The sequence below is a fragment of the Mycobacterium sp. M23085 genome (assembly GCF_045343915.1).
In the GTDB taxonomy this organism is placed as follows: Bacteria; Actinomycetota; Actinomycetes; order Mycobacteriales; family Mycobacteriaceae; genus Mycobacterium.
Window position 1 is genome coordinate 139,414 of sequence record NZ_CP174280.1, and the last position, 25,387, is coordinate 164,800.

General features: G+C 63.2%; 21 protein-coding genes and 1 pseudogene. 5 read left to right on the forward strand and 17 right to left on the reverse strand.

The window, feature by feature from the left end; all coding sequences use genetic code 11:
• Nucleotides 1–255 carry an acyl carrier protein gene (locus ACIUM1_RS00675; protein ID WP_406815409.1) on the forward strand — a complete coding sequence of 85 codons (255 nt, stop codon included), beginning with the start codon at nt 1–3 and terminating at the stop codon, nt 253–255.
• Between the two features lie 31 nt (nt 256–286).
• Here the strand turns inward: ACIUM1_RS00675 and ACIUM1_RS00680 are convergent, their stop codons facing one another.
• Both ACIUM1_RS00680 and ACIUM1_RS00685 read right to left on the reverse strand, forming a co-directional pair.
• Nucleotides 287–1,684 carry a bifunctional lysylphosphatidylglycerol flippase/synthetase MprF gene (locus ACIUM1_RS00680; protein WP_406817880.1) on the reverse strand — a complete coding sequence of 466 codons (1,398 nt, stop codon included), beginning with the start codon at nt 1,682–1,684 and terminating at the stop codon, nt 287–289.
• The gene (locus tag ACIUM1_RS00685) at nt 1,681–4,452 is read right to left on the reverse strand and encodes a cation-translocating P-type ATPase (RefSeq protein WP_406817881.1); all 2,772 of its coding nucleotides are present in this window, start codon (nt 4,450–4,452) and stop codon (nt 1,681–1,683) included. Before ACIUM1_RS00685 ends, ACIUM1_RS00680 begins: the two co-directional genes overlap by 4 nt.
• A gap of 372 nt (nt 4,453–4,824) precedes the next feature.
• Here ACIUM1_RS00685 and ACIUM1_RS00690 point away from each other — a divergent pair, with 372 nt between their 5' ends.
• Entirely contained in the window at nt 4,825–5,256 is a 432-nt protein-coding gene (locus ACIUM1_RS00690; RefSeq protein ID WP_406817882.1) for a hypothetical protein, read from the forward strand.
• A 128-nt stretch (nt 5,257–5,384) separates the two neighbouring features.
• Nucleotides 5,385–6,272 (forward strand): universal stress protein, encoded by an 888-nt coding sequence (locus tag ACIUM1_RS00695; RefSeq protein ID WP_406815410.1) that lies wholly within the window; start codon nt 5,385–5,387, stop codon nt 6,270–6,272.
• 31 nt (nt 6,273–6,303) lie between these two features.
• Here the strand turns inward: ACIUM1_RS00695 and ACIUM1_RS00700 are convergent, their stop codons facing one another.
• Together ACIUM1_RS00700 and ACIUM1_RS00705 are read right to left on the reverse strand one after the other, a co-directional pair.
• The gene (locus ACIUM1_RS00700; protein ID WP_406815411.1) at nt 6,304–7,485 is read right to left on the reverse strand and encodes a site-2 protease family protein; all 1,182 of its coding nucleotides are present in this window, start codon (nt 7,483–7,485) and stop codon (nt 6,304–6,306) included.
• A gap of 86 nt (nt 7,486–7,571) precedes the next feature.
• Nucleotides 7,572–8,003, reverse strand: a complete 432-nt coding sequence (locus ACIUM1_RS00705; RefSeq protein ID WP_406815412.1) for a CBS domain-containing protein — start codon at nt 8,001–8,003, stop codon at nt 7,572–7,574.
• A 590-nt stretch (nt 8,004–8,593) separates the two neighbouring features.
• Between ACIUM1_RS00705 and ACIUM1_RS00710 the strand changes: the two genes are divergently transcribed.
• Entirely contained in the window at nt 8,594–10,504 is a 1,911-nt protein-coding gene (locus ACIUM1_RS00710; protein WP_406815413.1) for an AMP-dependent synthetase/ligase, read from the forward strand.
• 77 nt (nt 10,505–10,581) lie between these two features.
• On the opposite strand, the gene ACIUM1_RS00715 is transcribed toward ACIUM1_RS00710, so the two are convergent.
• Together ACIUM1_RS00715 and ACIUM1_RS00720 are read right to left on the reverse strand one after the other, a co-directional pair.
• Nucleotides 10,582–10,851: a DUF1918 domain-containing protein gene (locus tag ACIUM1_RS00715; protein WP_406815414.1), complete on the reverse strand. Its 270-nt coding sequence runs from the start codon at nt 10,849–10,851 to the stop codon at nt 10,582–10,584.
• A gap of 130 nt (nt 10,852–10,981) precedes the next feature.
• Complete coding sequence (locus ACIUM1_RS00720) at nt 10,982–11,365, reverse strand: STAS/SEC14 domain-containing protein (protein ID WP_406815415.1); 384 nt, start codon at nt 11,363–11,365, stop codon at nt 10,982–10,984.
• A 484-nt stretch (nt 11,366–11,849) separates the two neighbouring features.
• On the opposite strand from ACIUM1_RS00720, the gene ACIUM1_RS00725 reads away from it, so the two are divergent.
• Complete coding sequence (locus tag ACIUM1_RS00725) at nt 11,850–13,349, forward strand: trypsin-like peptidase domain-containing protein (protein WP_406815416.1); 1,500 nt, start codon at nt 11,850–11,852, stop codon at nt 13,347–13,349.
• On the opposite strand, the gene ACIUM1_RS00730 is transcribed toward ACIUM1_RS00725, so the two are convergent.
• The 11 genes and pseudogenes from ACIUM1_RS00730 to ACIUM1_RS00780 form a co-directional block, all read right to left on the reverse strand.
• A complete protein-coding gene (locus ACIUM1_RS00730) occupies nt 13,338–13,859 on the reverse strand; it encodes a hydrogenase maturation protease (protein ID WP_406815417.1) in 522 nt (173 codons plus the stop codon). The genes ACIUM1_RS00725 and ACIUM1_RS00730 overlap by 12 nt on opposite strands.
• Nucleotides 13,856–15,148, reverse strand: a complete 1,293-nt coding sequence (locus ACIUM1_RS00735; protein WP_406815418.1) for a Ni/Fe hydrogenase subunit alpha — start codon at nt 15,146–15,148, stop codon at nt 13,856–13,858. The genes ACIUM1_RS00730 and ACIUM1_RS00735 overlap by 4 nt, the downstream gene beginning before the upstream one ends.
• Nucleotides 15,145–15,903, reverse strand: a complete 759-nt coding sequence (locus tag ACIUM1_RS00740; RefSeq protein WP_406815419.1) for an oxidoreductase — start codon at nt 15,901–15,903, stop codon at nt 15,145–15,147. Before ACIUM1_RS00740 ends, ACIUM1_RS00735 begins: the two co-directional genes overlap by 4 nt.
• A complete protein-coding gene (locus tag ACIUM1_RS00745; RefSeq protein WP_406815420.1) occupies nt 15,903–16,760 on the reverse strand; it encodes an FAD/NAD(P)-binding protein in 858 nt (285 codons plus the stop codon). The genes ACIUM1_RS00740 and ACIUM1_RS00745 overlap by 1 nt, the downstream gene beginning before the upstream one ends.
• Nucleotides 16,753–17,877 carry a 4Fe-4S dicluster domain-containing protein gene (locus tag ACIUM1_RS00750; protein WP_406815421.1) on the reverse strand — a complete coding sequence of 375 codons (1,125 nt, stop codon included), beginning with the start codon at nt 17,875–17,877 and terminating at the stop codon, nt 16,753–16,755. Before ACIUM1_RS00750 ends, ACIUM1_RS00745 begins: the two co-directional genes overlap by 8 nt.
• 59 nt (nt 17,878–17,936) lie before the next feature.
• A complete protein-coding gene (locus tag ACIUM1_RS00755) occupies nt 17,937–18,515 on the reverse strand; it encodes a hypothetical protein (protein ID WP_406815422.1) in 579 nt (192 codons plus the stop codon).
• Between the two features lie 43 nt (nt 18,516–18,558).
• Nucleotides 18,559–19,557 (reverse strand): Acg family FMN-binding oxidoreductase, encoded by a 999-nt coding sequence (locus tag ACIUM1_RS00760; RefSeq protein ID WP_406815423.1) that lies wholly within the window; start codon nt 19,555–19,557, stop codon nt 18,559–18,561.
• A 148-nt stretch (nt 19,558–19,705) separates the two neighbouring features.
• Nucleotides 19,706–20,909, reverse strand: a pseudogene (locus tag ACIUM1_RS00765) (HAD family hydrolase); the annotation flags it as partial.
• Nucleotides 20,910–21,146: 237 nt separating this feature from the next.
• Nucleotides 21,147–22,466 carry a nitrate/sulfonate/bicarbonate ABC transporter ATP-binding protein gene (locus ACIUM1_RS00770; RefSeq protein ID WP_406815424.1) on the reverse strand — a complete coding sequence of 440 codons (1,320 nt, stop codon included), beginning with the start codon at nt 22,464–22,466 and terminating at the stop codon, nt 21,147–21,149.
• 18 nt (nt 22,467–22,484) lie between these two features.
• Entirely contained in the window at nt 22,485–24,227 is a 1,743-nt protein-coding gene (locus ACIUM1_RS00775) for an ABC transporter permease (RefSeq protein WP_406815425.1), read from the reverse strand.
• A 279-nt stretch (nt 24,228–24,506) separates the two neighbouring features.
• Complete coding sequence (locus ACIUM1_RS00780) at nt 24,507–25,373, reverse strand: hypothetical protein (RefSeq protein WP_406815426.1); 867 nt, start codon at nt 25,371–25,373, stop codon at nt 24,507–24,509.
• Nucleotides 25,374–25,387: the final 14 nt, after the last annotated feature.

The window sequence follows — 25,387 nt, forward strand, 5'->3', positions numbered from 1 at the left end:
ATGACCGATGAAACACGTGCGGTTGTCGTGTCTGTCCTGACGTCCATTGCACCCGAAGTCGAACCCGCCGACATCGAGGATGACGTTCTGCTACGGGATCAGGTCGACCTCGATTCCATGGACTGGCTCAACTTTCTGCGCGGCATTCATCGACGGTTGAACGTCGATATTCCAGAGGCGGACTACGCGTCGCTACGCACGTTGGCAGACGTGGTGAGCTACGTCGAACAGCACGCGTCCAAAACCCCGCGCTGATAACCGACTATTCGAAGCGCAGACGGCTGAGCTACTGCGGGCCAGGCCGAGTCGGCTGCGTGTCATACCGGTGCGGCACAAACTCCAGCGACAACAGCACCGCCAACGCAATCGGAATGTGGTAGGCGCACAGCACCACATAGCGCCGCTGCCCCAGGGAGTGGTACTTACGCAGGTACCGATAAAGTGACTCAAGCCGGATCATCGGATCCAACAGATGAATCAACCGGTAGGCCAGGCGCTGCAAATTACCCGGGTGAGTGGCATCGAAGATCTCTGGAAACGCGGCGAAGGCCAGCGAAATTCGTTCTGCGCCGACGTCTTTCGACGCGGCGATCATGTCAAACGACAGCCGTTCGTCAACGCCGTTGGGGGCAGTTGGTAGCCGGAAAGGCACGTCCAGGCTGATTTCTGACCCTTTGCCTGCGGTGGCGTATCGGTGAAATGCAACTACCCGCCCGCACCTGTCGCGCGCTATGGCGAGTTTGATGCCGGGCAAGCGACCCTGCAAAGCCCCGTCCAGGTTCATGCAGAATCCGCGTTCGGTGCGCCCGGAGCGGTGCGCGGCATACAGCACATCGGTCAGTTCGGCGAGCAGTGGACCGTCGATTTCCTGCTCATTGACGAGTTGGGTGGTGACCCCGCAGTTGAGGGTGCGCTGTACAGCCTGGCGTAAGTTGCGATGGCTGCGGCCCTTCAAGCTGAAGTGTCGAACTTCGACAACGACATCACGCCCGATTGGCACCGCCAGCCTCGGGTGTCCGATCAGTTGATCGGGCCACAGCTCCATGTGACGCTCACCGCACGCCAACACGATGATCCGCCAGCCTCGACTGCGACACATGCGGGCAAAATCACTTGCCAAAGTGGCGAATTGGGCCGAATCACCAATCGGGTCGCCGCTGACGACGGCGAATCCAAGGCGGGTGCGGTAAGCGATCGCCGCGGCCTCGTCGGGGCTGAAGTAGTAGCTCTTGCTTGAATGCATGGCGAAGGGCGCTAATGGATCCCCCCGAGTCGCGTTAACGAGCGCCCAAACCCGGTCCAGCAGCTCGGGCTGCGGCCGCGCCGAGGTGGGCAACATCAACGTCAACCCGCTAGCGCCGATAAAGATGTTGCCGATTAATCCGAACGACACAAAGTGTGCACCCAGTCCCACGCACGCCACGGCCGCCGCGGCCGCCGCATGCGCGGTCGTCACCGGCCGGCCTAGGAAAATGCCGCGCGCGATCAGGGCCACCGCGGCAAGCAACGCCAGTGACCAGCCGAACCGGTCGGGGCCGACGTTCTCGTACACCAGCGGGACCGCGAGGCAGGTTAACGCGGACAACACGATGCCGATGGTGCGGGCCGCTCGCACGTCACCTTTGACCAAGAATCGGTCGCCCGGTGTGGCACTGACCCGGCCTCGTAGCTGGCCGATTTTCACGGTGCCCACGTCCTCAGCAGATACCGCATGATCTCGTCGGCTCCCCAGACGATCACCGGATACGCCGGCAGCAGAAGCAGATCCGAGGCGGGCAGCGGCGCGGTACCCAACAACGATTGCATCGGCGGCGCGTAAACGAACAGGGCCGCCAACCCGATCTCGGCGGCAATGGCGGCCAGCAGGTACCGATTCGTGAACAGACCCACCGACCACAACGAAGCCCGTTGGGTCCGCACGGCAAACGCCGTGCCGACCTGCCCGGCCATCATGCCCAGGAACGCCATCGTCGTCGCTTGCTGATAGGCGTGGTGCAGCGGGGCATCGCCGTACACGGGTGCGCCCGGGTGCCAGCCTGCTTTCAGCAGGACGTAGAAGAATCCACCCATCTGTAGTGCGGCGACAATGGCGCCGAGAAGTAACCACGCCCGGGCCAACATCGGAGCACGGATCACGCCCTCCTTGCGCGGGCGCGGCGGCCGCACCATGATGCCCGGTTCGGCGGGTTCGCGGCTCAGCGACAGTGCCGGCAGCGTTTCGCTGCCCACGTCGAAAGCCAATAATTGCATGATCGTGATCGGCAGTGGTATCAATCCGCCGCCGATGGCAAATACCAAGAACGGCACGGTTTCTGGCGTCGCGTGAGCGAAGATGAAGACGATGAACTTGCGCACGTTGTCGTAGATCCGCCGGCCTGCGTGCACCGCTGTGACGATGGTGCTGAAATTGTCGTCGACGAGCACCATCGTTGCGGCTTCACGGGCGACGTCGGTACCGGACCTACCCATCGCCACCCCGATATTCGCGCAGCGCAACGCCGGAGCGTCATTGACGCCGTCGCCGGTCATCGCGACCACGTGCCCACCGTCGCGCAGTGCCTCAGCGATGTGCAATTTGGCTTCCGGAGACGCTCGGGCGAAGATCACCTCGGGATTGTCCTGAATCAGCGCGGCGAGTTGTGCCTCACCGAGCCGTTCGAATTGATCACCGGTCACGACCGTGGGCTGTTCACCGGTGATGCCGACTCGCTGGGCGATGGCTCTCGCGGTCAGTGGGTGATCGCCGGTGATCACGATGATGCGGATCCCGGCCGTGCGGCACTTGGCGACCGAGTCGGCGACGCCGGCGCGCGGCGGATCCAGCAAGGCGATCAGTCCGGTGAAGCACAGGTTCCGCTCCGCATCGGTGCGGCGCTGCGGTTGCGGTCTGTCGGCGGCCAGGTCGCGCGAAGCGAAGGCGAGCACACGCAGGCCTTCGGTGGCGAACTCGTTGACGGCCGCCTCGACTTCCAAGCGTCCGGCAGCGGTGAGTGTTACCGGGTGCCCGTCGATGTCAAGCACGCGAGTGCATCGCGACAACACCGCTTCCGGTGCACCCTTGGTGTGAACCACGGGTGGCCGATCGAGCATTTGGTCCACCGTTGACATCAGCTTCAGTTCTGGGTCGAAGTGAAATTGACAGCAGCGCTGCGCGTCTCGCCGGCGGTAGTCGGGGTCCGCTCCCAACGCCTGGGCGGCCATCAGAATGGCAATCTCGGTCGGATCTCCGGTCGGATCACCCGCGTCGTGCAGGCGCGCGTTGTTGCAGCTGGCCGCGACAGCGGCCAATGACCGCGCTGCCGCGGAGACAGAGGCTGCGGAGGCCGCAAAAGCGTTGTCGTCGAGCTCAAGTCGTTGCCCAGGCACCCAAGCGGCGACCGGTTCCATCCGGTTCTCGGTCAGAGTGCCGGTTTTGTCCGTACAGATCACGTCGGTGGAACCCAGCGTCTCCACCGCTGAGAGGCGCTTGACGAGAGCGCCACGGCGAGCCAATTGCCGCACCGCTACCGCGAGCGCCAGTGTTATCACCGGTAGCAAACCTTCTGGCACCATCCCGGCCAGCAGGCCGGCCGCAAACACCAGCGAATTAATTAACGTCAGGTGCGCAGCCAGGGTTGCCACCGGGATGAAGGACAGCGCCAGCATTACCGAGACCGCGGCTATCAGCCAGGCGACCCGGCGGACCTGGTGCTCCAATGGACTTTGATCGGGTTTGACTCGCTCGGAAAGCGCCGCGATGCGGCCGATCTCGGTCGCCATGCCGGTAGCGAACGCCACCCCACGCGCTTCGCCGGCGGTGCAGTTACTGCCACTGAACACCAACTCATGTGCGGACAACAGCGGCACATTCGCATCGGCCATGGCCGCTGAACGCAGTACCGGCGCGGATTCCCCAGTCAACGCCGACATGTCGACTCCGACGGCACCGTCGAGCAGCCGGACGTCCGCGGCGATCCGGTCCCCCTCCCGGATCAACACGATGTCGCCGGGCACGAGCTGGGTCGCCTCGACTTCAGTCGTCATTCCGTCGCGTTCAACCGCGGCGCGTTGCGGCAGGAACTTGGCGAGTTCTTCCACCGCCCGCTCGGCTTGCAGCTCCTGAACGAATGAGAACGCCGCGTTCAGCACGATGATCAGCACGACCGCGGCGGCAACGACATTGGAACCGACGATCAGCAGCAGTCCAGCCACCAACCACAACAACAGGGCCAGTGGATGGGTGAACTGACGTGCCAATTCGACAGGCCAGCGGCGCACCCGCTGGTGCCGTAGCGAATTCGGTCCGTACTGCAGCAACCGCCGCTCCGCCTCGCGGGTCGACAGGCCCTCGCCGGTGCTGCGCAGATCCCGGAGCAGCCGATCGGCGGCCTCCTCCGGATCGAGAACCACGGTCGGGGCACCCTTATCGTCAACGGCCGTCGTGTGACTCCTGTGCGTTCTGATTTCGCTCATCCGGGCCGGCACCACCGCTGGTTGTGGAGGAGCGGTGGGCGCCGGATCAGACACGGGTCAACCTTCCTGCAGGGCTGAAAGCAACCAGTTCGACCGTATTAGCGCCCCGGCGCACCGACGAGGGTCATTTGTCCTCGGGTCGTAGCCCTTGGTCATCACACAAGTAGGGCGGCCGGGCGGAGGCGGATTCACGACGAATGTCCCGATGGTGTGGGACTTCCGCCCCTCGCCGAGCGTCGCGGAGGAATGCTCAGATATCGCCATGAGATGGATATCTCACGCGCAACGACTTGTCATCGGAAGATGTCAGGCGCAGCAATGGAGGTGTGACAAATGAGTACCACTACAGAAATACCGGGGCTACGCACCCGAATGTTCGCCCGTGTGCTCGGCCCGTTCTTCGTCATCTTCGCCGTAACGACCGTGGCCCGCGCATCGGAAATGCGCAAGTTGTTGTCAGATTTCGAGGCCAATTCCGCGTTGCCGTGGGTGACGGCCGGTTTCCTGCTGCTGGCGGCTCTGGTCATCGTGGGGCTTCATCAGTACTGGCGAGGTGCGGCGGCGATCACGGTGTCCGTGGTGGGATGGGTCCTCGCGCTGCGCGCGGTATTTCTGATGGCCTTCCCGCATGCCTTCATGGGGGCTGCCGACGCCGCGATGCGCATGACCGCCCTATGGGTGGGTGTCACCGTTTTCGTCGGGCTGGTGGGGCTCTACCTGACCTATGTCGGCTGGAGGCCGGTGCCGGCTCCCCCGTCGACACAAGCTGCGACGTCGAGTCCCGAGATCCCACGCGCTGCATGACGCGCGCGTCCAGGTAGCTGGCCACCACGATGGAGTGACGCCCGACCCTGTACTGGAACCGATAGTGGTAGCCGGCGGCTGCCGATTCAGCACCAGCCGGATAAACACCCACGACTAGGGGTCTGGTCATGTCATCGCGAAACGCATCGCTGGGGATCGTCGTCGGTGTTGACGAATCACCAGGGGCCCAAGTGGCAGTGCGGTGGGCGGCGTGCGACGCCGAACTCCGCAGGATCCCGCTGACACTCGTGCACGCGATCTCACCGGAGATCGCCACGTGGCCGGCGATGCGGTTACCCGCGGGCCTGGCACGCTGGCAGCAAGACCGCGGACGTCGGCTCGTCGAAGACGCATTCGCAATCGCCGAAAAAGCTTCGCGGCGTGGTGGTCCCGCCGAGGTGCACACCAAGGTCTTGCCCGCGGCCGCAGTTCCGACGCTGGTCGAATTGTCCAAGCATGCAGAGATGGTGGTGGCGGGGTGTCGTGGAACCGGACAGTGGACCGGCCGACCAATGGGGTCGGTGAGTTCCGGACTGCTGCGCTACGCGCATTGTCCGGTGGCGTTTATACCCGACGAGGCCGCGTCGATATCGGATGACAGCGGAGCACCGGTGTTGGTCGGTATCGATGACTCGCCCGCCTCAGAGCCGGCGACCGCGTTGGCTTTCGACGAAGCTTCGCGGCGAAACGTCGGATTGCTCGCCCTACACGCATGGGCCGATAACAACATCTCGAAATGCTCCCAAATGGATTTGCAGACAATAGATTCGATGGCCGCAGAGGCGTTAGCCGAACGTCTGGCTGGCTGGCAGGAACGATATCCCGATGTATGCGTAGATCGCATAGTCGTACGCGACAGGCCGGCGCAGCAGCTGGTTCAGCGGTCCCAGGATGCCCAACTTGTTGTGGTGGGCAGCCGCGGCCGTGGCGGGTTTGCCGAATTGCTGGTGGGTTCGGTCGGCGAGACCGTGACCCAGATGGCACGGGTGCCGATAATCGTGGCACGCACTCGTTGATCAGGTGAACACAATGGCCTGACTGGTCGAATCATTGTGTGCTGGAATAGTGTTCGGTTTCCCGAGGATGCGCGTCCCGACCTGGGCCCGGGTGGGCCAGCCGGTAGACCTCAATCAACCGTGCGAGGTCGCTTGGCGTGATGATGCCCACCACCCTGCCGCCATCGATCACCAGGGCACGGCTACAGTGGCCTGCCGCCGCTAACCGCTCGATGACTTCGCTGAGCGGCTCGAGAGGCGTCGCGGTCGGAACGCGGTCTAGCGGCAGCGCGATGTCGCGGACCATCGTCGTGGCGCGGTGGCCGGGCGTGACCTCCCTCAGCTGCCGCAAGGTGACCAGTCCCAGGATCGAGCCGTCGGCGTCGGCGACCGGGTATGCCGAGTGCGGCGCACCGAGCAGGTACCGCTCGATGAATTCCTCCACTGTCACACTGCCAGGGGCCGAACGCGGGTTCGCCGTCATCGCGTCGATGACGCGCACCCCGGCCAGTGCCTGCCGGGTCGTCACTTGTAGCTCTTCCTCACGTGCGGCGGCAAGAATAAACCAACCGATAAACGCCAGCCAGACGCCCCCGACAAGGCCGCCCACCAAGAACTCCGCCAATCCCAAGACGATCAAAATGATGGCGACGACACGCCCAGCGTGTGCCGCGCCAACCGCGGCGCGCACGCGGTCGCCGTACCGGCGCCACAAATAAGCACGCACCAGTCGGCCGCCATCCAGTGGCGCACCGGGGAGCAGATTGAACAACCCCAGCACGAGGTTGATCACCGCAAGCCACCAAACAACGCTTACCGCAAGGGTGCCCGCGTGCACCATGGACAGCTCGGCAGCCAACGCGGCAAATGCTGCCGATAAGGCAAGGCTGGTTGCCGGGCCGGCGACCGCGATCCGAAAGGCCGCCTTCGGCGTCTTCGCCTCGCCTTCCAGCGTCGTGACGCCGCCGAACAACCACAGCGTCACGTCGCCGACCCGAACTCCCATGCGGCGGGCGACAACAGCATGCGCCAGTTCGTGCGCCAACAGCGACCCCAGCAGGATCAGCGCACCACACGCGCCGGCCACCCAGTAGATTGGTCGCGAATACCCTTTGACGGCACCGGGCAACGCGGTGGCCAAGCTCCAGGTGAACAGCCACAGGATGACGATCACGCTCCAGTGGACCTTGATCTGGAACCCGGCAAATCTTCCTAACGGAAACGCGCCATGCACCTCGTCGCCTCCGAAACGGTTGTGGGATCGTTCTTTAGGCGTCAGGGGTCATACTTAATCGTAGAGCCAGACCCCCGGCGGCCCGGTCACCTGGTAATGGCCGCGGGTGAGCAAATTGCCTTGACGAATTGCACGACGGCGTGTTCAGGCAGATGCCTGGCAATATCGGCTTCGGTGACCATGCCGACAAGGCGATGGCCCTCGACGACCGGAAGGCGCCGAATCTGATGCTCTTCCATCACGTTAAGCATCTCCTGGATGCTTGCATCAGCACTTACGTAATGGACACCGTTTTGCGCCAGCTCCCCGACCGTGGTGGTGTTGGGATCCAGACCCGTCGCGAGGCCTTTGATCACGATGTCACGGTCGGTCACTATGCCGTTTAGTCGGTCGTCGTCTCCACAGATCGGCAGCGCGCCGATATCGCGCTCGCGCATGTGTTGTGCTGCCGCGTTGAGCGTCTCGCGTTCTCCCACACAAGTCACACCGGCATTCATGATGTCACGTGCAGTGGTCATCGCATCCTCCTCGGACTGGGTAATCCCGCCTGTTGCCGAAAGTAAAGTGATCCGTTTGCCGTTGCTAGGGTCGTTAGACCTCCGGTTGATTGCCAATAGACCCGGCGGCGTGCCCTTGCAGCCAGGCAGCGGTTACCAGCACGGGACGGCCGCCGGCCGCACTGCGACGCAGTCGCGTTCACCCGGATATCACTCGAGTGTTGGCGCCATGGAACCAAACTCAGCGGGCGAAGCTTAACGCACCGGCCCGCTCAAGATCGTGGCTGACGGGCCGCCCCGGTTAATGCCCGGAGCGACCCGAATGGCCCCAGCGTGTCGAACCTGCGGCACGAATACGTTCCGATTACCTCAAAGCCCTTGGTTTCTCGCCATTTCAAGTTTCGCCGCCGGGGGTCCACACTCATGTGGACCGGGGCCTTCGTCAGTTGTGATCCCGGGTAACCGCGCGAGGACAGCCAAGCTGGGCAGGGCCGTTTGTCGACATCCGCGTGACATTCGCCTCTATCCTCGGTCGGCGGACCGCGGGACCGTCAGAGCGGCAACACACGCTCCTACGAGCGTTTCGGATTCGGCACCAATGGATTAGCGCCATGAAAGCAAAAAGCGTCGCGGCGGAGCAGCCAGACTTCGCCAAGATCGAGAATCGCGCGCCGTCGGTGGCTCACATGTTCCTCAGCCGAGTCGCTGCCACTCCACACGCCGAGGCCTTTCGATATCCACAGGACCACACCTGGGAGAGCGTGACATGGCAGCAGGTCGGCGAACGAGTCTCCAATGTCGCCGGCGGTCTGATCTCGTTGGGAATCGCACCCGAGGATCGGGTCGCCCTCATATCGTCAACGCGCTACGAGTGGGTGCTCATCGATTTCGCCGTGATGTGCGCCGGTGCGGCTACCACCACGGTGTACCCGACGACGAACGACCGCGACACCGCATACATCATCGCCAATTCGGGCAGCAGGGTGGTGATCGTCGAGAATCAGAGCCAGCTCGACAAACTACTCATCCATCGGGCCGAATTGCCGAACGTAGGCAAGGTGGTGATCTTCGACGGCAACGGTGACGGCGACTGGGTGATCACTCTCGGTGAGCTCGAACAACTCGGAAAGCAACTGCTCGCTGACTCATCCGACGCCGTCGCGGAGCGCGTCGCGGCCATAGGGCCCGATCAACTCGCCAGCCTGATCTACACCTCCGGAACCACCGGGCGCCCGAAAGGCGTGCGGCTGACCCACGGCGCATGGACGTACACCGCGGCGGCCATCGACGCGCTCGGCATCCTCGGTCCCGACGACTTGAACTTCCTATGGCTGCCGTTGGCGCACGCATTCGGCAAGGTGATGCTGGCGCTGCCGCTACAGATCGGGTTCCCCACCGCAATCGACGGCCGGGTGGAAAGGATCGTCGATAACCTCGCGGCGTTACATCCCACCATCATGGGCGCCGCACCGCGCATCTTCGAGAAGGCCCATGCCCACATCCAGGAGATGGTCGCCGAGCAGGGCCGGTTCCGCAGGAAGGTGTTCGACTGGTCGGTCGCAGTCGGCTTGAAGGTGTCGGCCGCCCGGCAGGCGGGAGAGAAGCCCTCGGTGACGTCTTCGCTGGCCTACAAGGTGGCCGACCGGATGGTGTTGTCGACCATCCGGCAGCGGTTCGGTGGACGGCTGCGGTTCTTCGTCTCCGCTGCCGCCGCCCTCGACCGTGATGTGGCGCAGTGGTTCGACGCCATCGGCATCGTCGTGCTCGAGGGCTACGGTCTCACCGAGACCGCCGCCGCGTCATTCATCAACCGCCCCGGCGCCTACAGATTCGGAACAGTTGGCTGGCCGTTCCCGGCCACCGAGGCCAAGATCGCCGACGATGGTGAAATCTTGCTCAGAGGACCGGGTTTGATGACCGCATACCATGATCTGCCCGACGCCACCGCCGAGGCGCTCGGTCCGGACGGTTGGTTCCGCACCGGCGACGTCGGGGAAATTGACGCCGATGGCTTTCTGCGGATCACCGACCGCAAGAAGGACATGTTCAAAACCTCGCAGGGCAAGTACGTGGCGCCATCGGCGATCGACGCGAGATTCAAGGGCATCTGTCCGTATGTGAGCGAGCTCCTGGTGTATGGGGAGGCGAGGCCGTACTGTGTGGCGCTGGTAGGGCTCGATGCCGAGGCGATCACCGAGTGGGCCGGCAAGAATGGTCTCGCGGGTAAGTCATTCGCCGAGATCGCCTCCGAACCGAAGACGCACGCATTGATCGCCGAATACCTCGACGTGCTGAACTCGCAGCTGAACCGCTGGGAACAGATCAAAGACTTTGCGATCGCAGATCGCGAACTCTCGGTCGAAGCCGGCGACTTGACCCCGAGCATGAAGCTGCGCCGCAACGCGGTTATCGAAAAGTTCGCCGACCGCCTATCGGCCCTATATCGCTCACGCAATGAAAACTCATCAAGTGCAACAGGTTCAACGAGCGACGCCAGCTCGCGGCAGGTTCGTCGACAGTAAGTCACATTGGGACCAGCGGTTTGGTGGCCGCATTCCCCATTCACTGGTACAGCATTCTCAATGCTTCATCTCATGCGCTAGTCGGCTCTGCTCTTATGCCAGATGGCCGACTGTACGGCCCCGAAGCGGTCCCGCGCCCGCCTGTCAGCGTCCGTTTGCTCCGCGGCGGTCACAATCACGGCGTCCGGGCCTGGGAAGACGATCGCCTCGTGGTCGTCGGCGAGCCACCGCACCACATACGGTGGTGCACCATCTGATTCGTGAACCTCGGTGATCAGTCCCCGCTGCTCGTGTTGCCCAATCGTGGTGCCCTTGATCACCAGCCAGTCACCGACTTTCGCTTTCACGAGGTTCTCCTTTCTAGTGCATTGCTCTACTGCAGCACATCGTGTACGTGTATGGCCGGTGGCGGAAGAGGTATCACGTCACCACCTTGGATGGCCCCAAGTCCTTATGACGCGGACGTTTTCGCCTGGATCAGAAGGACGGTCCTGTGCCAGCCGCCCACTGTTTGGCGTGGTCGAGCTCGTCGAGCCCGAACACAGCAAGCTCACCGGGGACCATCCACGCCAGGGCATGCAAGGTAGGTGCGATCCACTCCTTATCGGATACGACCGCGATTCGCCGGAACGCCGAATGGTGCGGCAACACGGTGCCTAAGCCCAGCTTGACGTCCTCGACGAAGCCACCGGGGCCGAAACCCTCGTAATCGGAGTCGATGACCTCCACGATCCTGACTTCACCGGCGTTGAGCATCTTCTCAATAGCGGGCCTCTCCTTACGCAGTTCATCACCGCGCAGCCGGCCCGATATCCGGATACCGGTCACCCCCTGCGGCATGTCCGGCAACACTTCGATCATCGGATCCTCCTTCGCTACACCTAACTCTGTAGGCGGTACGAGCGACCGCCTAGTGCCGTAGGTCACCAAACCGACATGTGCGCCATACCGAGCCGCGTTCGACCAGACATTTGTGGCCAGTAGGGACGAACGTAGGTCCTCTACGGTCGGGACTTCGGTCCCTATCAACCGTTCCAATGAACCGCTCAAATGAATGATGTGACTGCGACCCTTCCTGGAAGGAAGAGACATGCTGCAAAGGCGTTCTCACGCGCACCTGAGTTTTCCATCGCCGTTCCGGCCGTGCTTGCACCTGCTTATGGGAGGAGCGGTTCACCATGACATCGGTCGTTAGAGGGCAGGTAATCGTTCTTGCGTCGCATCCCAGTTGGATTGCGGCGCAACGGTACGCAGCCGAGCGCCTAGAGGCAATGAGCCGTCATCCGTCATCGCTGGCCAAGCGCTGCGCGGAGGGCGAGATCGCTCGGGGCAAGTGGTGCCAGAAATGACGGCTTCCCGTGCGGCCCAGGCCGTATCAAGCGCGCCCTGGTTTCGAGCGTTGGCGGTATGTTTTGCGGCCACGCTGATCCTGCTGGCTGAGCCGCCGGGCACGGCATTCGCCGATAACGAATCTCAGCAAGCCAAACTGGAGGAACGGGCGGCCGATCTGATACGGCCATCCGTTATGTACCTCGCCGGCGAGGGCAACGGCCAGGTGCGCCTGCCCAATGGCGAGGTTCTGTCTCAATTCGGACGCGGGTCCAGCATGCCTTTCCTGGTCACCTGGAACTGCACGGCTTTTGCCGTCAATCCCGACGGGTGGGTGGCGACGGCAGGTCACTGCGTAGACCCGGCGAGCGCCAAGATGCTCATCCTCAAGCGGGCCGCCAGCGAGTACCGAAGTCAATACCCCGATGTCCCGGAGTCGCGCGAGCCCTCGGAGACCCTCGACTGGCTCCAGAAGAACGCGGTAGTGGAAGGTGACGCGCCCGGGCAGGGTCCGCGCGTGAGTTTCAAGGTCATGTCCGGTACCGGGGCCAAGCTCGTCGCGAAACTAGCTGCCAACGTCGTCGATTTCCGTCCCCTCGGAGAGGGCGACGTCGCTGTGCTCAAAATAGCCAAGTCCAACCTTCCGTCCTCCGAATTGGGAGCGGACGCTGACGTGGCCATTGGGACGCCCATTCTCGCGGTGGGATTCCCCGAAAGCACCCAAAACATCACCGGCCCATCGCTGGATCCCACCTACAAGAGCGGCACTATCAGCAAGAAGTCGACCGTGGGGCCAAGCCCGGAGTATGAGATCGACGCTGCCATGACGGAAGGCATGAGCGGTGGCCCCACGATCGGGCTGAACGGCAAGGTGGTCGGAGTCAACAGTTTCGCCCCCGCCGGCGAAACCCAGCCGTTCAACTTCATCACACCTGCCGGCGGGCTCACCGCAATCTTGACCGCCCGCGGCGTGAAATCGACGCTAGGGCCGGCAGATGTGTTTTATCGGCGAGGGCTGCGGAATCTTTATTCGGGTCGCTACACCGATGCGATCGGCGAGTTCGACCAGGCTTTGGCGTTGTCGCCTGGCTATCCCGGCCTAGAAGACCTCAGGACCAGCGCGGTCAATCTGCGCCAGCAGTACGGAGATACGGCGCTGTTGAGCGGCGCGGTGCTGTGGTGGTACCTGCTCATCAGCGTCGTATCGGTGGTCGGCTTGAGCGCCGCGCTGACTTCGTTGTTGCTCAGAGCCAGTTCCCGCCCTGTTCGCGTGTACGCCGAATCGACTGGTGCACGCGCCGTTACATCTGCGAAGCAGACATCGGCGCCAGACATTTCCGGCGATACCGGCGGCGTACAGTCGCTTCGTCTGATACCGAACCAGTCGGACGCCAACGAACCTCACTTCTGTGCGCACTGCGGTGCGGAGCATCACCCCGCCGAGCGATTCTGCCCGAACTGCGGCCAGAAGGTCGAACGTACTCAACCGACGCGGGAAAACGGACTAATATCTTGACGTCGTCGATGAGTCGAAAAGCGAAGGGCGACGTCCGCCCACAGGCAAGGCGCGGTTGATCTCGGCCACAACCATATCGACCACCTTGGGCACGGCATCTGCTACCAGCGGGCTCAGGCCGATGCCGTGATCGATATCTGGCACCTCGATAGCGAACATCACCAGTTCATCGGGAACGCGCCCAAGCACTTGACCAAGTTCGTGGGTGCGGCCGATATCGAGGCTGTGCGAATGCAATCCGTGGGTTTGTGCGGCCACATCACTCAATTCGCAGCGACGTATTCGGCCGGGAGTCGACGGGGTGGCAATCGCGGCGTCGATGATCACCGCCAGCGAGGCACCCGTCCACGCCTCGAGCAGGCTCATCGAGTCGGCGATACCCGTTTTCACAACGACGTTCGGAATCGCTCGGTCGTCGAGTGCGGTCGCAGCGGCAATACCCACGCCGTCATCGCGCCGGCAACCGCATCCGATACCGACGATTACGATTGGACCGGACGCGCCCGTCACTGTCGCAACACCGTCAGCCGCAAGAAGTGTGCCGAGCAGGAGATGCACGGGTCATAACTGCGAATCGTTCTTTCGCACAGGGTGGTCAGCGCGTCATCATCGAGAGACAGATTGTCCGTGACGACGCGGCCCAGATCCGCCTCGATGGCTGCCTGATTCTGCGAGGTGGGCGGAATGATGGTCGCAGACTCTATCAGGCCCGCATCATCGATCTGATAGCGGTGATACAGCAGGCCGCGTGGCGCCTCGCTGACGCCATGTCCTACGCCGGTGCGGGCAGGAACGTCGACGCATGGGCGCGACGGACGCTCATACTCGTCGATGATCCGCAATGCCTCTTCGAGCGCATAGACCACTTCTATGGCTCGAACGATAATGCTGCGGAATGGATTTCGGCATTCTGATGACAATCCGGCGTTCGTGGCGGCCTGCGCGGCCATGGGCGACAGCGCCGACGAGTTCAACGAATAACGCGCGAGCGGCCCGGTTAAGTAGCGTCCGCCGTCCAGGGTCGCATGCAACGCCGTCGAGTACGGAACCTGCGACTCAACGACATGGCTGGTGAAATCGGCGGCGGGAAACGCCGGGCCGGCGCTGCGTGCGATCAGGCCATTTTCGATGGGATACCGGCCGGATGCCGTCAGCGCGAGGAATTCATGGTCCAGCTCGAGGTCGGGGAAATCAAAGCCGGACACCCATTCAACCGTGGCCAGTGCGTTGTCCAGCGCCCTACGCAACTGCTCGGCCACTGGCTGGAACTCCAGTTTGGTTGGCACGGAGTAAAACCCGCCCAGGCGCAGGTTGACGGGGTGGATCGCCCGGCCACCAACGAACTCCATCAGCTGGTTCCCGGCCTTCTTCAATGCAAGCCCACGTTCCACGGCCGCCCCGTAATCGCGGGCCATGCCGATGATGTCGGCGTAGCCGAGGAAGTCCGGCGCATGCAGCAGGTAAATATGCAGGGCGTGACTATTGATCCATTCGCCGCAATACAGTAGACGGCGCAGCGCGACGATATCGTCATCCACCCGGATGCCACAGGCTTGTTCAATCGCGTTGCAGGCGCTCACCTGATAGGCGACGGGGCATATTCCGCAGATCCGGGCGGTCAGGTCCGGGGGCTCCGAGTGAGAACGGCCCCGCAGGAACGCTTCGAAGAACCTCGGCGGCTCGTAGATGTTGAGCTGGACGCTCTGCAGCTCCTCCCCCTTGAGGGAGATGCGCAGCGCGCCTTCGCCTTCGACCCGGGTGAGCGCGCGCACACCCAGTGTGCGCGTTTCCTGGTTCATTGCTTGTCTCGCTCTTCGGTGAAGGGTGCGACGTTGAACGTCGAGAACGCCCGGTCGACCTGGTCCTCAGACATTCCGTCACGGCGCAGCAGCGGGATCAGTGTCGCGGTTCTGGGTACCGCCGACGGGCCGAAGCAGCCATAGCAACCTCGATGATGCCGCGGGCATAAGGCCCCACAGCCGGCGTGCGTGACCGGCCCGAGGCACGGGATGCCCTCCGCGACCAAGACGCACGTCACGCCGCGCAATTTGCATTCCGTGCACACCGTCTTGGCCGGCAGTCGTGGTTTGCGCCCGATCAGCAGCGCCGCGAGGGTGTCGAGCAATTGTCCGCCGTCTATCGGACACCCCTGCAGCTGATAGTCAACTTTGACATGCGCCGATGCCGGCGTCGAGGTGGCCAGCGTATCGATGTACTCGGGTTTGGCGTAGACAACGGACGTGAACTCGGCAACGTCGGCAAAATTGCGCAGCGCCTGCACTCCCCCGGCCGTTGCGCATGCTCCTATGGTGACCAACACTTTCGATTGGTCCCGAATCTCGTGGATGCGTAGCTCATCGCCCCGGGTGGTGATCGAGCCTTCGACCAACGACACGTCGTAGGGGCCGCCGACCGTTGCACTAGAAGCTTCGGCGAAGGTGGCGATCTCGACCTGGTCAGCCAGGGTGAGCAGCTCGTCCTCACAGTCCAGCAGGGTCAGCTGACAACCGTCGCAGGAGGCGAACTTCCATACGGCCAGCGTCGGTCGGCTCATCAGAGCTCCTTTACCCGCAGCAGCGGGCCGGCAATGTCATAACCGACCACCGGACCATCTCGGCACAGCAGTAGCGGCCCCAGCTGGCAGTGACCGCACCATCCAACTCCACATTGCATGTTACGTTCCAATGATGCTCGGATATGTTGCGCCGCAACCCCTTTCGCGAGCAGGGTCTCCGCCCCAAAGCGCAACATCGGCTCCGGCCCGCACAGAAATGCGGTAGTGCGATCGGCATCCAGCTCCAGCCGGCCCAGCGGCGCAGTGACCAAGCCGACCTCGCCGCTCCAGCCGGACGTAGCGGCGTCGACGATCAGATGCAGTTCGATCTGGGGTTCTTCCGCCCACTTCTCCAGCTGGGCGGCGAAGACGAAGTCGGCCGGGGAGCGCGCGCCGACGACGAGCATAACCTTGCCGTAGCGCTGCCGCTGGGCCAGCGCGCCGAGCACCGCCGGGCGCAGCGGACATAGCCCCACGCCACCGGCGACCATCACCAAATCCCTTCCGGCCGCTTCGTCCAACCCCCACGCAGTGCCGAACGGACCACGCACGCCGACAACGGTTCCCGGCTCGGCGGCATGCAGGGCTCGGCTGACGGCGCCGACCGCGCGAATGGTGTGAGTGATGGAGCCGTCTGTGACGGTGGGATCGCCACTTAGAGATATTGCCGCTTCACCCACGCCAAACGCATACAGCATCATGAACTCTCCCGGTTGCGGCGTGCGTAGCGCTTCGTCGACCGGTGCCAGGGTCAGGGTAGCCGAGTCCCGGCTTTCCACCGCGCGGGTGCGTACCCGATATGGAACCGGCGCCATGGCTGACGGCGGTGCGGCGTGACTGGCCGCCCAGTCAGTCATTGCCGGCCATCTTGTTCATCTCTGCAGTGATGTCGATACCGGTGGGGCACCACGCAATACAGCGTCCGCAGCCGACGCAGCCCGACATGCCGAACTGGTCATGCCAGGTGCCCAATTTGTGGGTCAGCCAATGCCGGTAGCGCGATGCGCCCGACTGACGGACGCTGCCGGCGCCGTGAACGTAGGTGAAATCGAACTCGAAACACGACGCCCACTCGCGCCAGCGTTCGGCGTGCCCGCCGGTGAGATCGCTGACGTCATCCGTGCTGGTGCAAAAGCATGTCGGGCACACCATTGTGCAGTTGCCACAGGTGAGGCAACGACTAGCCACTTCATCCCACCGCGGCGATTCACGGGAGCGGACCAGCAGGTCTCGCAGATCCGCCTGCGGCATCTGGCGGCCCATTCGTAGGGCTGCCGTCTCGACTTCGGCACGCGCAGAATTGATTTCGGTTGCATCAGCCGCTCGTTGTGGCACCGCCGCGAGCACGTCGGCGCCCTCCACGCTTCCGACGTCGACAAGGTACGACGGCTCGTCACCCGCGAGGCGCTCCGTAAGGGCCAAGTCATAACCGGGCCCAGCGGCCGGGCCGGTGCCCATGGATGCGCAGAAGCACAGTCCACCCGGTTCCGTGCAGTTCACCGCGATCACGAAAGCACGGCCGTGACGGCTGACAAACGACTGGTCGGGATGCTCGGAGGTGCCCAGTACGCGGTTAAGGGTGGCGATCGCAGCGAGATCGCACCCACGCACCCCCAGGAATGCGTACCGGGGAGCATCTTCTTCGGATTGCGTTTCGCCGGCCCCGTCCCTTGTGCCGCTCCACACGCGCTGCCGCGGCGGATGAAGAAATTGTTTCCAGGACTGGGGGCCAGCCGAGTGCCCGAATGCCGCATCGTCCTCGCGACGGCGGATCCGGTAATGTCCCGGACCCACATCCACACCCCAGCCTCGGGGCAGATCATCTGCCGAGTCGAGCTCGGCCAGGACGATTGCGTTGTCGCGCAGCGTCGGACCAACAACGCGGTATCCTCGTTCGATCAGCTCCTCGACAAGACATTGCAGCCCAGCGGCGGTTAACATCGTCACTTCGGGATTGTCGCGATATCCGCCCATCGACATATCTTCCGCCCGATTTGCGTGCTCTGCATAGAGACGTTTGTCCCCGAATGACGTCAGCGTTGGTTCGCGCGGCCGCCATTCTCCTGGAAGCACCTGATTGCGCGCTCCCAGTGAGCGTCACGCGCACGATCTAGCCGTAAACGGATGCCGGCAACAAGTGCGACCATAGCGAAACCGGTCGCCAACACCATCGCCATCACCGTTCCCAGTGCGCGGGTCAGCGCTCGCCAAGTCGGCGTTGGCGGGTCTGCTGGATTGCCATGCTGATCGATCCAAATTGGGACGTGCTGGCCCGTTTTGGCCTCAGTGGTGAGTCCGACTGTGCCAGTGCGGTCGCCGCCTGCGGCCGGCCAACTCGCCTGTACGACAGAGCGATCCATGCGATCGATCCCGGTCGCGGTCACTGTCGCCACAACCGCGTGCCGTTGGTTCGCTTCCTGCAGGTATCGGCTGTGGAGCGCAGCGTAGACCGCAGTGCCTTCGATGCCCGCTACAGGTATCGCGATAAGCGACACGACGATCGCGACCAACACGGCCAGGGATTCAACCCGATCGGTACGCCGGAGCAGCGGATTGCGGCCAAAGATGCGGGCTATCTGCCAGCAGCGTGGATCCCATATGAACGTTTCCATCACAAACTCCCACGAGCTCTAGCGATTTCGATGCCTCATGGAACTAATCAGCGGTGTTTCGTTCACGATCAGCCATCCATTCGACGAAATCTGAAAGTTCGCGCCGAGGTGTCGATGGCAGTGGGTCGGCGTTGATCGGCGCCCAGCCAACCCGAAGCAACATCTGCGGATAGCTGATCCCGCCAAAGATTTCGGCGCGCACCGCTTCCCGCGTTTCCGCAACCTCCAGCGGCTCGGTTACCGGGCAAGTGGCCAGGCCCATCGACGTCGCGGTCAGCAACACAATGCTGGTGGCCTCGCCGGCCCGTAACTGGGCCAACCTGTCGTCGTTCCTGGTCCCAAGCGCCAGCAGTGCAGCATTGTCCTCGGCGGCAGAAGATCCCGATGGCATGGTGAGCGCAGGACCGGCGAAGAGCCGGCCGGGTATCTTTGCGTTGGGGTCGGACTTGGGCGTATTCCGCGCGGGAACTCCGGCTACCGACGCGTAGCGTCCGCTCCACGCGGTGAGCTCAATAAGGTAATCATGATTCATGTGATCCCAGACCGATTGGGTCACGATCTTGTGCAGCTTGTCGGTGTCTTCGACTTGGCATAACGTGACGCCATTGCGGGCGGCCCGGGCGGCCATCAGCGCGATGTCACCCACGGGAACCGGCCAGGAACTGTAGTGGCGCCGGTCAGTTCGACGCCGCGGTATGGCCGCGGCGAGCGCTATGTCGACGGGATCCGCAGGGGAACGGGATAATTCGATCGCCGCAAGGTGATTGGGTTCGGCCGGGTTAGGCAGACGGGCCACCTTGACGTGCCACCCCACTGCTGCGAAGCCAATGACGCAGTGATTCAACGCCAACCCACAACTCAAGATCATGTCGCGGCCGTCCGGATCGGTGTTCGGCAGTTGCCGATCGACGTCCGAGTAAAGGTGCAGACTCTCCTGGCCCACCGCCCATCGCCACGGCTGCGTGTTATGTACGGAAGGCGCGCGAGACGCCAGGGCCAACACCGTCCGGATGGTGCCCTCATCGGGAAAACGCTTCGTCATCTCAATCGGCTCCTTCCGTGGCGTGGCTGTGTCAATCGTTGTGCGGTCACGCGGAAGTACGCGAGGGGATGACGACCTCAGCTGCGAGGGACTTTGTGCCACAAATCGGCAACCATGTGTACATCGCCGGCAGCTACGCTGCGGCTGCAAGGGTGACCGCGGCGGCGATCTCACGAGTCGGCTCGGGGCGGTCGCCGGTGAGCATCACCAGCCGATTCAGCCCGGCCTCGCGCAACCGCCGCACGGTTCGGGGCGCCTGCCAACGCAGCGGGTCTCGTAACAGAACCGCGCCTACGGGCCGATTATCGATGCAGACCCAAGCGATGGCTGCGCTGTCAAGGCGAGCGCGATTCAGCACGCTTAATGTCCAAGGGCTGCTCACCGCGTCGGCCGGCAGTTTGCCCACGGTGACACGCCTTCCATCAACGGTCGCCGCCACACCACGGCCCGGGTGTTCGACCACGTCGGTAGGAAGCGAAAGCTCCAGGCCGCGGCGCAGCCCTTCGGTGACGATGGCCTCGGCCAGCACGTGCGGCGAAAGCTGCTCCGCCGAAGCGGCCAACCGCAGGATGCACGTCGGTTCCTCTCCCGCAGCGGCCAACGTGTCGACCACCATCGGCCGTCCCATTGTCATCGTTCCGGTCTTATCCATCACCAGAGTGGTTGCGTGACCAAGGTTTTCCATTACGCCACCGCCGCGGACGATGACCCCGGCCCGGGATGTTGGTCGCACGGAGTTCAAACGCGCTGCCGGCGTTGATCACACCGCTGCGGACAGGCTCGCCAACACCACGCTCGATCTGGAGCGGTTCCCCAGTGAGCGCGGACTCATCCAACACTGCCGTGACGTCGGCCACCCGCCCGTCCACCGGCACCACCTCACCGGAGCCGACCACCACCACGTCGCCGACAGCTACATCAGCCAGCGGGATGACAGTCACCTGGGTTCCGATACGTCGCCGCGCAAAGCGCGGCGCGCGCTGAAGCAGAGCGCGCAGATCGTGCGAGGCACGGCGCTCGGCCGCCGCATCTTACGCACGCCCTCCCGTCAGCATCAGCGCAATGAGTGCACCGGCCAGGTACTCGCCGACCAGCAGACAACCGATCAGGGACAACAGCGCAATGAAGTCGACACCGCCGCGTCGGCGGCGTAACGCCGACATCATCCACACTGAAGCCGGCAAGATCGCCAGTATCGTGCCCGCGACCCAGCAGTCATCGGCTATCTCGCGCCAACCGCCCAGCCACGCGATCCCCCCGCCCGTCAGTGCACCCAATGTGCTTGCCACCAAAGCCGGTTCGACATAGGGCCGTACCCACGCGATCCAACGGCGGGGCGCACCGAAAACCATGAGCGCTTCCTCCGGCCTCGCAATCGTGTCATCGAGAACCAAAGCCATCGAGCATCGCGACGACGGCCGACTCCGTCCCTACCGAGTGGATCAGTCGTGCACACTGGCGGGCAAGTGCCGTAATGCCCACACTGGCGGGCCTTTCGGCCCGCGGGGCCGACCGCGGCAACAGGCCGTATGCCGATGTCTGTCGAGCGGGATGCGCGGCCGACCGTCGCGGGCCCCCGATACCGAACGCTAACTCGCGGTAGTGGTCGGCGCCGGAATCTTCACCCCGCGTTCCGCGGTGATCTCATCGGTGTCGGTGTTGTAGTCGAATAGCTCGGCGTAGCGTCCCCAAGCGATGGCGGTATCGAGTTGCTGCTTCGCGTCTTTCTGGCTGAACCCTTGAAGGATGTCGAGGAAGAAGCTCGCCCGCAGGGTACTGTTCGGGCAATCGTCTAAGGCGTTGCAGATGGTGCGTACCAGCGGTGCGCGGCCACGCGCCTGTTGGGCGAAGATCGTCTTGCTGGTCTGGATATCGGCGGTGGTGAACTCCTTTCCGACCGGGGTCAATTCCAGGTCGGTGGAGTCGATGCGCACGAAGTCGAGCAGAGCTGCGGCATCGACGAGTGGCAGCAGGGTTTTCGCATCGATGCGCAAGTCCGCGGCGATCGTAGGGATATCGGCACGCCCGCCTTTGCCGTCGATGATTTCGACTAATCCGGCCAACCCGCCGACAGTGGCGCTCGGTAAGGGATGACTGGTAGGCGTCGCGCTGTCGGGGTCGACAAGGGTAGTGGCCGGCCCGGTCCCTGTCAGCAGCTCATAGAGTTGGTCAACCAGCGCTTGGAATGGTGGGGAACGTCGGTCCCGGGGACGCTCCAGCCCAATCGGCAGTTCAGCAAGGATGTGGCCCGGGTTGCTGCCCAGCACGATAATCCGATCGGCCAGCAGGATCGCTTCTTCGATGTTGTGCGTGACCAGGCAGATGGCCTTGGTCGGAAATTCCGGTCCTGTCCATAGGCTCATCAACTCATTGCGCAGATTCTCGGCGGTCAAAACGTCAAGGGCAGAGAAGGGTTCGTCCATCAGCAGCAGATCGGGCTGCAGTACCAGCGCGCGGGCAAACCCGACTCGTTGGCGCATCCCCCCGGACAATTCTTTGGGGTACGCGGATTCGAAGCCGTCAAGGCCGATCAGATCGATCGCTTCGAGCGCGCGCTTGCTGCGTTCGGCAGGTCCGACCTTGCGCGCCGCAAGCCCTAGTTCCACATTCTTCTGCACGGTGAGCCACGGCATCAGGGCAAAGTTCTGGAAAACCATCGCGGTGCCCGGGTTGGCGCCGCGCAATTCGATCCCGTCGTAACGTGCCACGCCGCTGCTCGGGCCGATGAGGCCGGCGATCACGCGCAGCAAGGTCGATTTGCCGCATCCGGAGCGGCCCAGCAGGGCGACGACTTCCCCCTCTCGGACGTCGAGATTGATGTCGTCGAGAACCAGCAAGGTACCACCGCCGGGCTTGCTGAAACTCTTGCTGACGTGGTCCAGCTGAACGATCACGTCGGGTGGGGACATGAGAAACCTCCGTCAGAGTCAGGATAGCGAGAAGCGTCGCTCGGATAAGCGGTAAAGCGGCTGCCACAGCACGATGTTCATCGTTACGACGTAGAAGCTCATCGCGATCACACCGATGAGCAGCCGCGGGGCATCACCCACCGCGGTGGCATGCGTGATATAGGCGCCGAGGCCGACGGCAGAAAGCGTGGTGTGGTGGTACTGGACGACCTCAGCGACGATGGAAGCGTTCCAGGCACCGCCGGCCGCAGTTATACCGCCGGTGATGTAGCTGCCGAAGATTCCCGGCAGTATCAGGGTGCGCCATCTCAGCGCTGAAGACAGCCTCAGGTTGTTGGCGGCATCGCGAAGATCAGTGGGGATCGCACTGGCACCGGCGATGACGTTGAAGAGGATGTACCACTGCGTGCCGAGCGCCATCAGCAAAATGCCGCCCCAGTCCAGGCTGACGCCAGTAATCAACAGCACGGCGGTGAATATCGGAAACAGAAAGTTCGCCGGAAACGACGCCAACACCTGGACTATGGGTTGGGCTAATCGAGTTACCTTGGGATTCAAGCCGATCCAGACACCGATAGGTACCCAGATCAACGTCGAGACCACCACCACTACTACAACACGGGCGAAGGTGGCCACGCCGAGGAGTGCCGCATGGCCGATTTCGGCGAGGCCGATGCTGCTGACTATGTATTCGATCACCCGAAATGCGCCGTAGCCGAGAACGACCGACAACACGACAACCGATACGGCGTCGCCGATACTGCGGCGCGTCGCAGACGTTTTCAGCGGCCGCCTCGTTATCCCGAACGGCGCCGTCATCCGGTCGATCGGATAGACGAGCCGTCCAAGGGGACGGCCGACAATCGCCGGAATGCTCGAGTGTCGCAGAACCTCCAGCGTCACGCTTCGCGGCGCTTCGGCAGCCTCGGATTCCTCGATCCGAAATCGTTCCGACCATGCCGTCAGCGGCCGCCAAAACAGTGCATTGACTCCAACGACCAACACGATCATGACCGCGATGGCCAGCAGTACCCTTGTCAAATTTCCGTCGGCGCTGGCAGCGGCCATGTAGGCGCCGATGCCGGGCAGAGCGAACTTATGATTGTTGACACTCAGGGCTTCTGACGCTGTCAGGAAGAACCAGCCGCCGCCGAAACTCATCATGCCGTTCCAAACAAGCGGGATCACACCGCTGGGCAGGTCAACTCGCCAGAATCGCTGCCATCGTGAGAGTCGCAACAGTCGGGACGATTCATCCAGGTCGTGAGGCTGGGCGATCAGCGATTGGTAAAACGCGAACGTCATGTTCCATGCCTGAGAGGTGAAGATCGCGAATATCGATGCACATTCCAGCCCCAGCATGGAACCGGGAAATAAAGCAATGAACCCCGTGATCGTGATCGCCAGGAATCCCAACACGGGAACGGACTGCAGAATATCGAGCAGCGGAATCAGCACCTTCTCGGCGCGGCGCGAGCGCGCCGCTGCGGTGGCATAGAAGAACGTGAACACCAGGGACAAGCCCAGCGCGACGAACATGCGCAGCAACGACCGCGCCGCGAAATAAGGCAACTGGAACGGATCCGTGGACACCGCCTGCGGTGCGCCCGTCACCATCCATGGCGCGGCCATTCCACGGCCGACACGCACGACCAACCACAAGATGATTACGGCGCCAAGGAAAACTGCCAGATCGGCGACGGGGCTGCGCGCTGCGCGCTGCACTACGCCAGGACTCGGGAAGGTGTCAACGGCAGGCATGCGCCATCCCCGGGCAAGCTGGAGGCGAGTTCATGGGCGACCGCATGGCACGTCAAATGTCCACCGCCGGAGAGCATTGCGCACCATCCGGGTAATGCTCGATCATGGTTGACTCCTGGACGGTCTTCGCGGTGTACGGGCAGGACACCGTCGGCCGCTTGGCTACAGCTCTGTAATGTTGTCAGCTGGCAGGATTCGCGGGCAGAGCCCAAAGTCCTTGATCAAGGAACTCGTTGGTTAACAGCACACATCGCGCGGGTTGGAAGCGCCAAACCCGCCTCAACCGACGATGTCGAAGACCGCCGCGGCTGAGGTGATGGCCTTGTCGGCGTTGCCCTCGTCGTGCAGCAGCATGCGCACGCCGACGCGCCCGGGTCCACCCCGATGCGCGGTGCCCTCGACCCGGAAGGGACCCACCTTGCCGCGCGACATGAACATCACATGCCAGCTCACGACCTGCAGCTTGTTTGTTCCGGCGACCCCCGCGGCGAGGTCGATCGCCGCGGTCTCGAGCACCACGTGCTGGGGCCCGATGTGCAGCGCGGCATCCGGCGACGCGAGTTCGGTGCTCAGCTCGGGCAGTATCCAATGACCGTCGTCTCGGCGAGCGGCGCCAAAGGCCTGCCACAGCGGCGGCAAATCGGGTGAGTCCTCGACCACCAGCTCGGTACCCGAAACGTCCATGCGGTCAAGGCCTTCCGGCGGGGTTCCGATGATCGCCCCCTGCCCCTCGTTGAAGGCGATAACCCTGCTCGGGTTGTCGGCGTCGACGATGGTGCAGCGCCCGTAGCCCATGGTGCGGCCCTGGTGCACGATCCCCGACCCGACGATCTCGATTCTGTTCACGTCGTAACCGGGATCGACGATCTGTACCGACGCGATAACCGGATTGGGCACGGCGACCATGTCGGTCTGGCAGCCCTCCGGAGACGAAATCGCTAACGGCGCCACCATGATTCCACCCGCCTGGTTGCGCATGTCGCGGCGGATGACCACGGTGTCGTCGGTCTCCCCAAGATTCATCGACGAGTGTTTGCGACCGATGTAGCGGTAGCTCAGTAGGCCCGTCCAGCGCCGGTACAGTTCATCGCGGTAGGCGTCGGAGTCACCCGTCAACTCTCGAATGTCACGCAGTTGACCGCTCAATCCGATTCGCCTCC

What these genes read in the sequence shown, in the direction of transcription:
- ACIUM1_RS00675 (WP_406815409.1), top strand. Translation starts at nt 1, where the DNA reads ATGACCGATGAAACACGTGCGGTTGTCGTGTCTGTCCTGACGTCCATT.
- ACIUM1_RS00685 (WP_406817881.1), bottom strand. Translation starts at nt 4,452, where the DNA reads ATGAGCGAAATCAGAACGCACAGGAGTCACACGACGGCCGTTGACGAT.
- ACIUM1_RS00690 (WP_406817882.1), top strand. Translation starts at nt 4,825, where the DNA reads ATGTTCGCCCGTGTGCTCGGCCCGTTCTTCGTCATCTTCGCCGTAACG.
- ACIUM1_RS00695 (WP_406815410.1), top strand. Translation starts at nt 5,385, where the DNA reads ATGTCATCGCGAAACGCATCGCTGGGGATCGTCGTCGGTGTTGACGAA.
- ACIUM1_RS00705 (WP_406815412.1), bottom strand. Translation starts at nt 8,003, where the DNA reads ATGACCACTGCACGTGACATCATGAATGCCGGTGTGACTTGTGTGGGA.
- ACIUM1_RS00710 (WP_406815413.1), top strand. Translation starts at nt 8,594, where the DNA reads ATGAAAGCAAAAAGCGTCGCGGCGGAGCAGCCAGACTTCGCCAAGATC.
- ACIUM1_RS00720 (WP_406815415.1), bottom strand. Translation starts at nt 11,365, where the DNA reads ATGATCGAAGTGTTGCCGGACATGCCGCAGGGGGTGACCGGTATCCGG.
- ACIUM1_RS00725 (WP_406815416.1), top strand. Translation starts at nt 11,850, where the DNA reads ATGACGGCTTCCCGTGCGGCCCAGGCCGTATCAAGCGCGCCCTGGTTT.
- ACIUM1_RS00735 (WP_406815418.1), bottom strand. Translation starts at nt 15,148, where the DNA reads ATGAACCAGGAAACGCGCACACTGGGTGTGCGCGCGCTCACCCGGGTC.
- ACIUM1_RS00740 (WP_406815419.1), bottom strand. Translation starts at nt 15,903, where the DNA reads ATGAGCCGACCGACGCTGGCCGTATGGAAGTTCGCCTCCTGCGACGGT.
- ACIUM1_RS00745 (WP_406815420.1), bottom strand. Translation starts at nt 16,760, where the DNA reads ATGACTGACTGGGCGGCCAGTCACGCCGCACCGCCGTCAGCCATGGCG.
- ACIUM1_RS00750 (WP_406815421.1), bottom strand. Translation starts at nt 17,877, where the DNA reads ATGGGCGGATATCGCGACAATCCCGAAGTGACGATGTTAACCGCCGCT.
- ACIUM1_RS00755 (WP_406815422.1), bottom strand. Translation starts at nt 18,515, where the DNA reads ATGGAAACGTTCATATGGGATCCACGCTGCTGGCAGATAGCCCGCATC.
- ACIUM1_RS00760 (WP_406815423.1), bottom strand. Translation starts at nt 19,557, where the DNA reads ATGACGAAGCGTTTTCCCGATGAGGGCACCATCCGGACGGTGTTGGCC.
- ACIUM1_RS00770 (WP_406815424.1), bottom strand. Translation starts at nt 22,466, where the DNA reads ATGTCCCCACCCGACGTGATCGTTCAGCTGGACCACGTCAGCAAGAGT.
- ACIUM1_RS00775 (WP_406815425.1), bottom strand. Translation starts at nt 24,227, where the DNA reads ATGCCTGCCGTTGACACCTTCCCGAGTCCTGGCGTAGTGCAGCGCGCA.